The sequence below is a fragment of the Priestia sp. VA7 genome (assembly GCF_055710015.1).
On the sequence record NZ_JBVQPN010000009.1, the window covers coordinates 69,797 to 82,936 of the forward strand.

Annotated in this window: 10 protein-coding genes and 2 pseudogenes; 8 read left to right on the plus strand and 4 right to left on the minus strand. The window is 35.9% G+C overall.

What is annotated here, in order from left to right:
* Nucleotides 1–87 precede the first annotated feature (87 nt).
* On the plus strand, nt 88–1,269 hold the full coding sequence (locus AC0C45_RS26300; protein WP_280169298.1) for an IS256-like element ISBame1 family transposase: 1,182 nt from the start codon (nt 88–90) through the stop codon (nt 1,267–1,269).
* Nucleotides 1,270–1,417: 148 nt separating this feature from the next.
* Complete coding sequence (locus AC0C45_RS26305) at nt 1,418–2,194, plus strand: DUF4046 domain-containing protein (protein ID WP_257064612.1); 777 nt, start codon at nt 1,418–1,420, stop codon at nt 2,192–2,194.
* Nucleotides 2,195–2,290: 96 nt separating this feature from the next.
* Here the strand turns inward: AC0C45_RS26305 and AC0C45_RS26310 are convergent, their stop codons facing one another.
* Nucleotides 2,291–2,497 carry a YczF family membrane protein gene (locus AC0C45_RS26310; protein ID WP_280169299.1) on the minus strand — a complete coding sequence of 69 codons (207 nt, stop codon included), beginning with the start codon at nt 2,495–2,497 and terminating at the stop codon, nt 2,291–2,293.
* A 128-nt stretch (nt 2,498–2,625) separates the two neighbouring features.
* Here AC0C45_RS26310 and AC0C45_RS26315 point away from each other — a divergent pair, with 128 nt between their 5' ends.
* The 4 genes from AC0C45_RS26315 (at nt 2,626) to AC0C45_RS26330 (ending at nt 7,912) form a co-directional block, all read left to right on the plus strand.
* The gene (locus tag AC0C45_RS26315; protein WP_237894326.1) at nt 2,626–4,248 is read left to right on the plus strand and encodes a spore germination protein; all 1,623 of its coding nucleotides are present in this window, start codon (nt 2,626–2,628) and stop codon (nt 4,246–4,248) included.
* Nucleotides 4,238–5,461, plus strand: a complete 1,224-nt coding sequence (locus tag AC0C45_RS26320) for a Ger(x)C family spore germination protein (protein ID WP_237894325.1) — start codon at nt 4,238–4,240, stop codon at nt 5,459–5,461. Before AC0C45_RS26315 ends, AC0C45_RS26320 begins: the two co-directional genes overlap by 11 nt.
* Nucleotides 5,462–5,486: 25 nt before the next feature.
* Nucleotides 5,487–6,587, plus strand: a complete 1,101-nt coding sequence (locus AC0C45_RS26325; protein WP_472929049.1) for a GerAB/ArcD/ProY family transporter — start codon at nt 5,487–5,489, stop codon at nt 6,585–6,587.
* Nucleotides 6,588–6,811: 224 nt separating this feature from the next.
* Nucleotides 6,812–7,912 (plus strand): GerAB/ArcD/ProY family transporter, encoded by a 1,101-nt coding sequence (locus AC0C45_RS26330; RefSeq protein ID WP_237894323.1) that lies wholly within the window; start codon nt 6,812–6,814, stop codon nt 7,910–7,912.
* A 605-nt stretch (nt 7,913–8,517) separates the two neighbouring features.
* Here AC0C45_RS26330 and AC0C45_RS26335 read toward each other — a convergent pair.
* On the minus strand, nt 8,518–8,790 hold the full coding sequence (locus tag AC0C45_RS26335; RefSeq protein WP_237894322.1) for a GlsB/YeaQ/YmgE family stress response membrane protein: 273 nt from the start codon (nt 8,788–8,790) through the stop codon (nt 8,518–8,520).
* A gap of 381 nt (nt 8,791–9,171) precedes the next feature.
* On the opposite strand from AC0C45_RS26335, the gene AC0C45_RS26340 reads away from it, so the two are divergent.
* The gene (locus tag AC0C45_RS26340; RefSeq protein ID WP_251534026.1) at nt 9,172–9,612 is read left to right on the plus strand and encodes a cell wall hydrolase; all 441 of its coding nucleotides are present in this window, start codon (nt 9,172–9,174) and stop codon (nt 9,610–9,612) included.
* Between the two features lie 705 nt (nt 9,613–10,317).
* Here AC0C45_RS26340 and AC0C45_RS26345 read toward each other — a convergent pair.
* Together AC0C45_RS26345 and AC0C45_RS26350 are read right to left on the minus strand one after the other, a co-directional pair.
* A pseudogene (locus AC0C45_RS26345) lies at nt 10,318–10,614 on the minus strand (IS1595 family transposase); the annotation flags it as partial.
* Nucleotides 10,615–10,864: 250 nt separating this feature from the next.
* The gene (locus tag AC0C45_RS26350) at nt 10,865–12,073 is read right to left on the minus strand and encodes a macrolide family glycosyltransferase (protein WP_237894321.1); all 1,209 of its coding nucleotides are present in this window, start codon (nt 12,071–12,073) and stop codon (nt 10,865–10,867) included.
* An 838-nt stretch (nt 12,074–12,911) separates the two neighbouring features.
* Here AC0C45_RS26350 and AC0C45_RS26355 point away from each other — a divergent pair.
* Nucleotides 12,912–13,140 (plus strand): annotated as a pseudogene (locus AC0C45_RS26355) (membrane-spanning protein); the annotation flags it as partial.

Below are 13,140 nucleotides of genomic sequence, written 5' to 3' on the forward strand. Positions count from 1 at the left end.
TTTGTGTAAATGAATAAATACAAAAAGGAAGACCTTTTCTTGTAGAATTAAGTCACCACAACCAATTCAAAGAAAGAAGGTCTTCCTATGAATCAGTTTACAACAGATCTTGTTCAATCTCTAGTCCAAAAAGAAGATGTAACGAAAATTTTCCGTTCTCACTTAGAAAATGCCGTTAATACGCTCTTAGCGAGCGAATTGACAGCTTTCTTAGACTATGAAAAATATGACCGTATTGGATTTAATACAGGGAATTCACGAAATGGTTCGTATGAACGGACGCTACACACAGAGTTTGGAGAACTTCATCTCGTTATTCCTCGTGATCGGAATGGCGATTTTAAGCAACAGACGGTGGCTCCTTATAAAAGAGCCAATGATACGCTTGAAGCGTTTGTCATCCATATGTTTCAAAAGGGTGTAACGACAGCTGAAATTGCCCATTTAATGGAGCGCATGTATGGTCATCACTACACGCCTCAAACAATTTCAAATATGACAAAGGTGATGTCTGAACAGGTAGAAGCCTTCCGTGATCGAACCTTGTGCGCACGTTATGCGTGCGTTTATTTAGATGCTACGTACATTGCCTTGAAACGAGATACGGTGTCAAAAGAAGCTGTCTATATTGCCGTTGGCATTCGCGAAGACGGTTCAAAAGAAGTACTTGGCTATACAATCGCTCCTAACGAATCCGCCTTTGTATGGAAAGAACTCTTAGAAGACATCAAATCTCGTGGCGTAGAGGAGATACTGTTGTTTATTTCCGACGGGTTAAAAGGCATCTCAGACAGTGTCTTCTCTGTCTATCCAGCATCTTCTTATCAAACATGCTGCATCCATCTTTCGCGTACGATTGCTCATAAAGTTCGTGTATCTGACCGAGCTGAAATCTGTGAAGACTTTAAATCCGTGTACCGTGCAGAAAGCCTTGAAATGGGCCAACAGGCCCTGCATTCGTTTATTGAAAAGTGGAAGTCAAAGTATCCAAAAGTGACAAAGCCATTGCTCAATAACTCTTACTTGTTCACGTTTTATAGCTTTCCTAAGTCTATTTGGCGCAGTATTTATTCGACTAATCTCATTGAATCTTTTAATAAACAAATCAAGAAATATAGTAAGCGTAAGGAACAATTCCCAAATGAAGAGTCACTTGAACGCTTCCTTGTTTCCCAATTTGACCAGTATAATCAGCGCTTTGCTACGAGATGTCACATTGGTTTTGATCAAGCTCGCGCAGAGCTACAAATGATGTTTAAAACAAACTAGTGAATAACATTTATAAGAAAAGGAAATTCGTATTTACACAAAATTATTGACGGTCCCTTTATCAGGCTAACAGTACCGTTCCATTGTATATAAATCTCATAACTATACATAATATTTTAAAAATACTTTGTAAAAGGAAGTTGAAGTAGTGGATAGAGAACAAGTTATTGAAATTTATCAACAAGTTCTAGATGGGAAAAGAAAACGATTTCCTAATTATTTTTTTGTAGGTAAGGAAGGAAAACAATATATGAGCTATATGACATGCTATCTACTTGAGCAACGGTTATCAATCCCTATTCATGAAATCCCTCTTAAAGTAGGAGCAGGTATGTTATGGTCTCATCGTCTCAGACCACCTGCTATGCTATATGGATGGAATTATTACGAAGTCATTGATAATGCCTATCCAGGAAGATTTAAACCATGGCAGTTCCAACAAGTTCCTGATAAATATTGGGATGGAGAAGAGGGAAAAAAACGTGCTATTGAGGCAGTAAAATATGTAATTGAGAAAGAACTAAAAATCCCTTTTAATGAGATTCCTCTTCGGGTTAACATTCACTTTTTTAATCAACATAGCCTAGGAGGTGTCTTTTCCCTTTTCGGCCAATCCCCTTTTCAAGTGGTAGAAGCTGTTTATCCGGGGGTCTTTAAACCCTGGCAATTTGCTCATGTTCCCATGAATTGTTGGAAGAATGGAGAATACATTCGAGAGGCAATGGAGGATTTTTTATTCAAACAGCTTCATTTCTCTTCTTATTACGAGGCTTTTCTCAAATTAAAAGGAACTCATTTCACCGATTTTCAGTTAACTGGTCTCTTTCAAATGGCGTTTGATTCCAGAATGAACAATGTGAAGGTATGGATAAAAAACCAACTAACGAATATCGATAATGAATTATTTTATGTGGATCTTGATTAATGAAAGAATTGATTGAAACGAATAGAACGAATAGCCTGAACTACATTCCTATTATTTCTATTCCCTTTAAAAAAATAGCGATTGATAAGTATGTAGTTATTGGTTTTGATTTCTCTTCTTTATAAAAAGATACACAGATTCAGCAAAAAAAAGAAACAGAAGAAAAAAGAGCACGAATAATTCGGTAACTTCTATTACCCGAAAAGGATTCACCGCATTGTATAATGCTTGAAAAATATTGATGCCTAAAGAAAAGGCCATTAAACATCCCATCATTAAAAGGGCAATACCAATGATTTTCATACTTATCACGCTCCATTTAGTAGCTTCTTCTTTTTCATATAGTATGACACAAAAACTTTTGTTGAATATTACATAAAACAACTATATGTGGTTAAAATAACCAAAAATAAAGAAGGGGACTCAAATCTATGCCTTCATTGTTTAAAAATGGAAAACTAAAAAAGATTCGCCAGCAACAGAGTGAAAATAACCCTATTGATAATTCGGTAGAATATATACAATATTCCTTATCATCCAATCTCGATACGATTCAACAAAAAACGGGAAAGAGTTCAGATGTTGTTATCCGTCAGATAAAAATGGGAAGCAATTCGGACATAGAAACAGCGATCATCTATGTAGAAGGTATTGTAGACAATCAATCGATTCAAGAATTCTTATTGGAATCCATGATGAAAGATGATAAGAAATCAACATTGAATGTGCACAATGCGTTAGACCTGATTTCTGAAGATATGATGACCATTGGTAACGTATCACCCATCCATAACTGGGATGACTTATTTTCAACCTTAATGGCAGGTGATACTCTTGTTCTAGTAGACGGCGTAAATCAGGCACTGAGCGCCAGTACCAAAGGTGGAGAAACACGTTCGATTGCAGAATCGAATACCCAAATGGTGGTACGAGGTCCAAAAGGAGCGTTTACAGAGTCAATCGGGACAAATACAGCCATGGTACGCCGAATCATAAAGACCCCTGATTTATGGACAGAATCATTCAAGATAGGTCGTGCAACCAATACGGATGTGACGCTTATGTACATTCATGGGATTGCCAATGATAAAGTCGTTCAAGAAATCCGTCAGCGATTAAACAAGATTGATATTGATAGTATTTTGGAATCAGGTTATATTGAACAACTGATTGAAGATCAAACAGCGACTCCTTTTCCCACTATTTATAATACCGAAAGGCCTGATGTAGTGGCTGGAAATTTGTTAGAGGGGCGCATTGCTATTTTCGTGGATGGAACTCCTTTTGTACTAGTTGCCCCGGCTTTATTCATCCAATTTTTCCAGTCGGCTGAAGATTATTATGCCCGTTTTGACATTGCTACATCGATTCGTTTGTTACGCATTGTTATGTTTCTGATTTCTCTTATTGCACCTGCTACCTATGTCGCCGTCACGACCTTCCATCAGGAGATGGTGCCGACAACACTTATTGTAGCCATTGCTGCACAGAGAGAAGCCGTTCCCTTTCCGGCATTCGTAGAAGCCCTCCTCATGGAAATTACCTTTGAAATTTTACGCGAAGCAGGGATTCGATTGCCAAAAGCCATTGGTTCGGCCGTCTCCATTGTTGGAGCTCTTGTAATTGGCCAAGCAGCCGTTCAAGCGAGCATTGTATCACCAGCTATGGTTATTATCGTCTCTATCACCGCAATTGCTAGTTTTGCTACACCTTCCTTTGATATGGCTATTTCGGCTCGTTTAATTCGCTTTTTATTTATGCTCGGTGCCGCAACATTTGGTTTCTATGGCATTATCCTCTGCCTTCTAATGATGGTCGTTCATCTAAGCAGCTTACGCTCGTTCGGTGTGCCCTATATGGCTCCATTCGCACCATTTATACCCGTCAATAATGGAGATACAGTGGTACGACTGCCATGGTGGACATTAAGACAACGACCGAGATTAATTAGTGCAAATACGATTCGAGAAGGGACAAATCAGCGCCCTCAGCCTCCTGCATCTCGTGGTATGGTGAACCGAAATCTTGAAGAAGGTGACAACAATGAAACGTAAAGGAGTTCTTCTTTTATTAATGATGACAATGACACTCTTGCTCTCTAGTTGTTGGAGTAAAAAAGAGTTAACCGACCTTGCCATTGTATCAGCCATGGGCGTTGACAAAACAGAAGATGGAAGATATACTGTCACGCTACAAATTATTAATCCGGGAAACGTGGCTGGAGAACTGGTAGGGGGAGGTGGTTCTCAAAGTCCACCTGTTACTATCTATTGGGATTCTGGTGATAATTTAGTCGAAGCAAGTAGACAGGTTTCCAGTAGGATTTCACGACGTGTATATTATGCACATACGAATCTGTTAGTTATTGGTGAAAATCTAGCAAGAGAAGATGGAATAAACGTTTTGATAGATGCTTTTGATCGAGATCCGGAATTTCGAGCTACTGCCACTATGGTGATTGCAAATCACACAAGTGCAGCAGATCTCGTCAAAACATTAACACCCGTTGATAAAATTCCAGCGAATAAAGTGCTGAAAACGTTAGAATTCACAGAAAGAAAATGGGGAGAGAACGTAAAAGTATCACTCCAAGACGTCATGATGGGACTCCAGTCTCCTGGAGGGAAATCCGTTGTAGGAGGATTTCGTATGGTTGGAGATCATAAGCAAGCGCGAATGTTAGAGAACCTTCAAGAAAGTGCGCCTGCAGCTACGCTTCGAGCTTCTGGAATTGCCGTTTTAAAACAAGGAAAGTTAGTGGATTGGTTGTATGGAAAAACAGCAAGAGGAACGGTATGGATTCTAGATAAAATCCAAGGCACCGATATTAATATTGATTGGGGAGGGAGAAAAGAAGCCGTTGCCTATCAAACTGTCCGTCAAAAAACAAGTGTATCTGCTCAAATAAAGAATGGACAACCTCATATTTCAGTTCATACCCGTGTAGAAGGAGATATTGGTGAAATGGAGGTACCTGTAGATATTACCAATCCAAATGTCATCACAAAAATTGAACAAGCAGTGAGGCAAGAAATTAAAAAAGAGTTGAAGATGGCTATTGAACGTGCGCAAAAAGATAAAACAGATATCCTTGGATTTGGCGAAGTCTTCCACAGTTCGAGACCAAAAGAATGGAAAAAAATAAAATCCGAATGGAATGATGTGTACTTCCCAAAATCAAAAGTCGACATCACCGTAGAAGCCTATGTACGTCGTGCTGGCTTACGAAATAAGTCATTTCTTTCAGGAGTAAAAGAGAATCAATAACGATAAGAAAGGAGGTACCAATTAAATGGAGAAAGCTAAAATTAGTGCAGTTCAATTATTTATTTTAATGGAACTATTTGAATTAGGCAGTGCTTTATTGGTACCTCTCGCCATAGATGCCAAACAGGATGCCTGGTTGGCGATTCTGCTTGGCATGCTAGGTAGCCTGGTTCTATTTTTAGTCTATCATAAACTGTATACATATTATCCCGACTTCTTGCCTACAGAGTACATGCAAAAGATCTTAGGAAAAGTCCTTGGAACGATACTTGCCGTTATCTATGTTCTTTACTTTATGTATGATGCTTCAAGGGTTCTACGTGATTTTGGTGAGATGTTGTTAACCTTTGCCTATGCCGATACGCCTTTGTTTATAGCGAATGCTTTATTGATGCTGGTCATTATTTATACCATTCGACAAGGAATTGAGGTTATTGCTCGATCAGGAGAGCTCCTGTTTATTTTCATGTATGCCCTGGCGATTATTGGATTTATTCTAATTGTTTCTTCAGGTTTAATCGATATTACACACTTAAAGCCAGTACTTGAAGAAGGGTTGTTACCGGTTCTAAAAGTGACAGTGACTCAAACCCTGTATTTCCCTTTTACTGAAGCAATTGCGTTTACGATGATTTTTCCATATTTGAAGAATCCCAAGAAGGCTAAAGTAACCATACTGTGTGTAATCGGATTAAGTGGCATCAATTTGGCTCTTACCATGATGATTAATGTGAGTGTGCTAGGAGTGGACTTGACAGCGCGTTCACAGTTTCCTCTTCTTAGTACGGTACAAGCTATTCAAGTCGCTAATTTCTTAGAACGTCTTGATGTATTTTTTATGCTCGCTTTAGTTATTGGTATTTTCTTTAAAATTAGCGTGTTATTTTATGCAGCTGTCATAGGAACAGCTAACTTATTTAAGATTAAATCACCTTCACGACTTTCGTATCCTTTGGGGCTAGTCATTCTATTTATGTCTATCACGATTGCGAGCAATTTTCAAGAACATCTCTATGAAGGAATTCGATTAGTACCATTAGTTCTGCAAATGCCTCTCTTCACGATTATGCCTCTTTTGCTTCTTGTTATAGCTTTCTTAAAAAACAGGAAGAAACAGAGAGAGTAGCATATTGAACTCTTTAATTTTCATATAGGACATTGTCATTATTGTTAAAAATTTCGGCGAGATCTCTCCTTCTGAAACCACTACTTCTGGTTTGGACTAGCCTTATAGAAAATCCGTGATATCTACATAACTCACAAAAGATTACAAGTGATACAAAGGCAAAAAAACAATTTAAGAAAGAAAAATAACGATGTAAATGATAGCGAAAAGAAGGTGTCAGGTGAATGGAAAAAGCCAAGATTAGCGCTAGCCAGCTTTTTATCTTAATGGTTTTGTTTGAGCTGGGTACTACTTTATTGTTACCTATTGCCATGGACGCAAAACAGGACTCTTGGCTTGCGATTCTACTTGGAACCGTATTCAGTTTTGTTCTGTTTCTAGTCTATAATAAACTTTACTCGTACTATCCAGATATTTTACCTACAGAGTACATGCAAAAAATCTTAGGTAAGGCCATAGGAAGCGTACTTGCCTTTCTTTATATCTTTTATTTTATCTATAATGTAGCAAGGGTTCTACGCGATATCGGCGAAATGCTGTTAACCTTTGCGTATCCCGATACCCCTTTGTTTATTGCGAATGCTTTATTGATTCTTGTTATTATTTATACAGTTCGCAAAGGTATCGAAGTAATAGCGCGATCCGGAGAAATCTTTTTTATAATCATGTATATCCTAGCCATCACTGGCTTTATTCTGATTGTATGTTCGGGATTAATCGATATTACGAACTTACAACCAGTACTTGAAGAAGGGATATTCCCACCCTTGAAAGTTGTTTTTACTCAAATCTTGTATTTTCCTTTTAGTGAAGCGATTGTGTTTACAATGATTTTACCGTATTTAAAAAACCCAAAGAAAGCCAAAGTGACCATGTTATGTGCATCAGGATTAGCTGGCATCAACTTGACTATTGCCATGCTTATTAACATTAGTGTACTGGGGGTTGATTTGACTGCACGTTCCCAATTTCCTCTTCTTAGCACCATACAAAGCATCCAAGTAGCTGACTTTTTAGAACGTCTTGATGTGTTTTTTATGATTGCTTTAGTTACCGGTGGTTTCTTTAAGATAAGCGTGCTACTTTATGCGGCTGTCATAGGAACGGCCAACTTATTTAAGATTAAATCATCTTCACGACTTTCATATCCTATAGGACTTATGATTCTATTTATGTCAATGACGATTTCTAGCAATTTTCAAGAACACCTCCATGAAGGATTGGTGATAGAGATGTTTGTTTTGTATATTCCCCTCTCTGCGATTATTCCTCTTCTGCTTCTTCTTGTTGCTTTTTTGAAAAATAGAAAGAAACAGAGAGGATAAAAAGTTCATTTGCCTGATTTTTCTTATGATGAAATAACTCTTAAAATCCGTTGAATCCTTCTAAGTTAGTGTTTATCAATGTAGATTTATAATATGTGAGGTGATTTTTTATGTACACTTGGTTATATGATCATTTTGTTAACACTATCCTGTTTCCCCTTACTTGTATACTCACGGTTTCTATCCTGTTAAGTACATACGTATACTTCAAATTGAAGAAAATAAATAATCAATAGTCTTTATGGATTATTGATTCCTAATCTCCTTTTTCTCTTAATTTAGTGTCCAATTTATCATACCATCTCCATTTTGGTTCTTGTTTAACTATTGTCCATAATAATAAGCGACCCTCTATACCATAAACAAAGTTACTAAGGTCGCTTATACTATATTCTGATTTATTATTTTTTTGTCTTTTTCTTTATAATAAAATATCTGTAATCTCATTAATCTTCTGACAGAATTTCGCTATCATTATTAGTTTGATGGAACAAATAAGTAAGGTAAGAATCTAGTTCAAATTGATTATCTTCAATAAAATCATATAGCATAGAATTATTGTCTTCTCTCATTTTTAGTCACTCCAATTTAAGTTTTTTCAATTTTTATACATGATGACCATGATTCTTGTTTTGACCCATTTTTCTTAAAAGAAAGCTTACAATTAATACTAAAATGATTGATCCAATAATTGCTGGGATGATTGCAAAACCACCAACGACTGGCCCCCAACTCCCTAGGATAAGACCGCCTAACCAAGAACCAATAAAGCCAGCGATAATATTACCAATAATACCTCCAGGAACGTCGCGTCCTGTAATTAAACCGGCGAGCCACCCGATAATTCCACCTACAATTAGCATCCATAGAATTTCCATTAATACTCCCCTCCTTTTAAATTGTTTAGTTGACTTTACCCCTCACTAAAACTCATTAACCTTGTTAGTTTTTTCCTGATTAAAGTTTTTCTCTTATATAAAAGGACATCTTCTAATTTTTCGCTCGTTTCATGAAAAAGATAAGCGACTAGGATAGCCAGCAGCATATAAAAACCAAGCGCATATTCTATGACCATCTAATCATCACCTACTGCGGTAGCTACTTAGTATCAAAAGAATAACTACTTCGTTTGGTAATCATTATCTATTTATTTAATGGGAATGATTAAATATGGGCGATGATATATAAATAAGCATTGCTATTATAAACAATGACATCAATATAGGCTTTTTTTCATACTATGTTTTGGGGGTGAATAAATGGCAAGAGTAAGTTACCGAAGTGCAGACATTAACTTAATGGCAAGAATGATGCGAGCAGAAGCTGAAGGTGAAGGAAGACTAGGGATGTTATATGTCGGAAATGTAATTGTGAATCGTCTTGCAGCAAATTGTTTAGACTTTAAAAATTTAAGAAGCGTTTCACAAGTCATTTATCAAGTACAGGGGGGGAATTATTCGTTTGAAGCTGTTCAAAAAGGGAATGTATTTTATCAAAGAGCGAGAGGTGTTGAAAGAAGATTAGCAAAGAAGAATTTGGATTATTGGAGACAACACCCAGCGAAATTTGCTCTTTGGTATTTTAATCCACATGCTCCGTGCCCTCCAACATGGTACGGTCAACCTGCATCTGGTCAATTTAAAAATCATTGTTATTATGAACCAAAACCTGATACATGTGCGAGTGTTTATAGAGGTTAGGTTATCGAGGTGTTATGATTGATTCTGGAGTATTATGGTGAAGCTGCGCTGCGAATCCAACATTTCAGTCGTAGGTGCTGGTAGCTAGCCCTATGTATTCAATACAACTCCTATAGATCATGTAACAGTGGTCGGTTGAAAAAAACTTTGCCCCCACCGTAGCTTATTTCTTTAATCTTTGTTTTGATGTATTTTTATCTGGCGAAATAAAAAGGGAACTTCCTGGATAGCAGGTGTTCCCTTTTTTATATAAAACATAATAATTATTTATCTAAGAAAATAAGATTACAAAATATGTACTTCAATTAAAGCTATGCTGTTTAGCTTCACTCTTAAAGGGAGGACATCTTGCGATTTCTTGTCTATTTCATAAAAAAATAAACCACTAGGACAACACCTAGCATATAAAGATCCACCACCTCTTACATAATCATCTACCCTTTACCTACTGCGGTAAGGGTTCTTTTATATTTTCCGATTGGACAGGCAAACTTACTGCATTAGCTACATAGTATCTAAAGAATCTTAACTTCATTATCTCATTAGTAGTTAGTTCAGTATCGCTACCGCGTTGCAAGAAGTTCTTCCAAATTTTTTTCATCAAGACAATTTAATGAATCAATCAAAGTGCAATAATGATTAGCTGAGGAAAGAAAACTCCTCACATCTTTATTTATCATATTTAAATCCTCCGATATTAAAGAGTTAGTAACTAAATTTTGTTAATCGTAATTTATTATAAGTCGCATTGGTGGTTAACAAGCAACTATCAATAACCATTTTGCTTACTGTTGTAGAAGCATCTCGGAATCTGATTATGGCCAGAAAATGAAACCAGCTCAAATAATGGTCGAGGTATTTGGTTACCACACCATTAAAACGGTCCATCCTACTTTTCAAACGACTATCATAGTTATAACCATTTTGGATATGGTAAAGCCCTTTGACCCGTTCCTTTCCATCCGATTTGAAGGGATAATGTTCTAACCTTTTTTCATTTGACATGGACAATTATACCGTTTTATCATAATTATTCTTAAAAAAATGGTATGCAATAATGGTGATTAGTTAACATAAAATGTATTACAGGAACCAAAGCCCCTCTATCCTACATAGAATAAAGGAGCTTTGGTAACCTAATGTTTAATGTAGACAGTAGTTAAAAGAAGTCTCCCATTGAGACTTCTTTTCTATCTTCATTAATTTTTCTTTTTAGACTGATTTAAATGTTAGGGCTAAAAATCTGATAAAATTAAATAAGATCTTCTATTTTAGCTTCCTTTTTAAATTTAAAAATGACTTCTACTGCCTTTTTGTATCCTCCAGAATCCCTTAAGGATTTTCCAATTTCCAAGCTTTTTTCTCTAAATGATGAGTTCGATAGCACTTGTTCTGTTGTATTTCGTAAGGTAATAGCATCTAGTTCTTGACGATTAAGTTGTAGACCAGCTCCTAATTCTTCAATCCGATTAGCTACTATTAGCTGATCCCCCACAACAGGCATAACAACAAGAGGAACTCCAAAATAAAGCCCTTCACTTGTACTATTCATTCCACCATGAGTAATAAAAACATCTGCTTGTTCTAGTATTTCTAACTGAGGTACATAATTACGTATAATGAAATTAGATGGAATATCTTTAAATTGGCTAATATCCGTCTGTTTTCCTACTGATAGTATAACTGTAGCCTGTATTTCTTGGAATGCTTCAAAGCAGGTAGTATATAACTCAGGTTGCTGATTAAATATCGTTCCCATTGAAATAAAGATAAGCTTACCAGGAATATTTTTTAATGAAAGAGTTTCTACATCTTTTCGCGGCGCAATAGAAGGACCAACAAAAATAAAAGAGTTATCAAACTTTTCAGCACGAGGTTGATATGATCTTGAGGTATATACAAGAGTAATATCGCCAGGGCAAGACATCAGCTTATGATTATCGTTGATTGTTATACCATATTTTTGTCTCCATTTTTTTAATATCTCTTCAAGTTCTTGATATGTAGGAGATGTCTTATCAATTTCTCCTCGACTCTTCATCACGTTTGAAAAGACCTCTTCATCAATAGCAAACGTTGTACAAGAGGATATTTTAGGTATATTCAATATATCAGCAATCATCCATCCTGCGGCGAAATTATTATCATAAATAACGTAGTCATATTTTTCAGCTCTTATGTCCTCTAGAACACCTTCTATGACTGTATCCGCAGAGCGTACCATATATAATAGCATTTCAAGAGGGTCCATTCTTTTCGCCATTTTTTTCACTAAATCTGCATTGCGTGTAAAATTTTTATAAGGACGAAATGTAGCTCCCGTTTTCTCAATTTTATTTCTATATTCCTCTATACAGTAATAGACAACCTCTTCACCCTTTTTTAGTAGTTCTTCCACTAATGCAAGGGTAGGATTGACGTGACCTTCCCCAGGATAATTAAGGAATAAAACTTTCCTCATCTTAATTCCTCCTTTTATAATATAAATAGTTCATGTCATTATACCATTTGTTGTTTTTCTACACCTTACTACATCTTTTTTAAGGTTAGTTTAATAAAGAAAAGAATTAGAGGTGTCTAGTATGAAGTATTTTACTTTCACTGTCTTTGCACCATCCGTTGTAATGGTTGATCTCTTTAGTATATTAGGTGACCCTGCGTATCATATAGTTTCTAATTAACATAATGTGCGTTTTCGGAACAAATCTACTCATGCAATATCCTATTGCAAATTTGCTATGTAAAGGTTGCATAGCTCTTGAAACCTTTGAACAAACTACCTAAGACGCTGCGAAGCTTCTAATTGAAAATCCTCACTACTTTCTTGAGTTCACAACATATTTCATGAGAAGACTACTGATCCCTGTTCAGTAGTTTTTTCTTTTTATTACATAAGTTATTGATAATTTAAGCAAACTACTCAAGAACAAATATGTTCACCGGTAAATACCTTTTATGTTATGTATTCAAATGCAAAAAAAACTCCTGAACAGGTCACAGGAGTTTTTTCTGTTTTTTAGCTGTATATTCTATACAACATTAGTTAACATAATACCTCTTTACCGGCATCTATCTTTATATAGTTAAAAGGCATTTAAGCTGTTATTTTCTCTTTTAACGTAAAGAAGATTCTTCTGTTTTCTACACATTCCAGCATAACCTTCAAAATTTTGTGAATAAAAGTATATCCCTTTGTTATTTATCAAAAAATATAGAGAAAACTGGATTTCTTGAAGCTTAAGAACTATCTGTATAGTGCTTATTCGAAAAAGAGCCTTTTTGACAAATGAGGTGAAAATTTGAAATCAAAAATAATCTTAATTCTTAGTATATCTTTTATTATATTTATGCTTGTTTTACTCTTTTTTTATCTAATTAAAGGAGATTCCTCTCGTTGGCAAGTAGCATTAGGAGGCGTAGTGGTAAGTGTATTACCAATTTTTTTGTTATTTACGAAGGTTAATCCTTTCCCAATTTCTCTTATAGTTGGATATTATATTTTTCTTTTTAGTTCACTATTTTTAGGAT

Coding starts and splice junctions, on each gene's coding strand:
- AC0C45_RS26300 (WP_280169298.1), top strand. CDS start 88: ATGAATCAGTTTACAACAGATCTTGTTCAATCTCTAGTCCAAAAAGAA.
- AC0C45_RS26320 (WP_237894325.1), top strand. CDS start 4,238: ATGAAACGTAAAGGAGTTCTTCTTTTATTAATGATGACAATGACACTC.
- AC0C45_RS26330 (WP_237894323.1), top strand. CDS start 6,812: ATGGAAAAAGCCAAGATTAGCGCTAGCCAGCTTTTTATCTTAATGGTT.
- AC0C45_RS26325 (WP_472929049.1), top strand. CDS start 5,487: ATGGAGAAAGCTAAAATTAGTGCAGTTCAATTATTTATTTTAATGGAA.
- AC0C45_RS26335 (WP_237894322.1), bottom strand. CDS start 8,790: ATGGAAATTCTATGGATGCTAATTGTAGGTGGAATTATCGGGTGGCTC.
- AC0C45_RS26350 (WP_237894321.1), bottom strand. CDS start 12,073: ATGAGGAAAGTTTTATTCCTTAATTATCCTGGGGAAGGTCACGTCAAT.
- AC0C45_RS26315 (WP_237894326.1), top strand. CDS start 2,626: ATGCCTTCATTGTTTAAAAATGGAAAACTAAAAAAGATTCGCCAGCAA.
- AC0C45_RS26310 (WP_280169299.1), bottom strand. CDS start 2,497: ATGAAAATCATTGGTATTGCCCTTTTAATGATGGGATGTTTAATGGCC.
- AC0C45_RS26340 (WP_251534026.1), top strand. CDS start 9,172: ATGGCAAGAGTAAGTTACCGAAGTGCAGACATTAACTTAATGGCAAGA.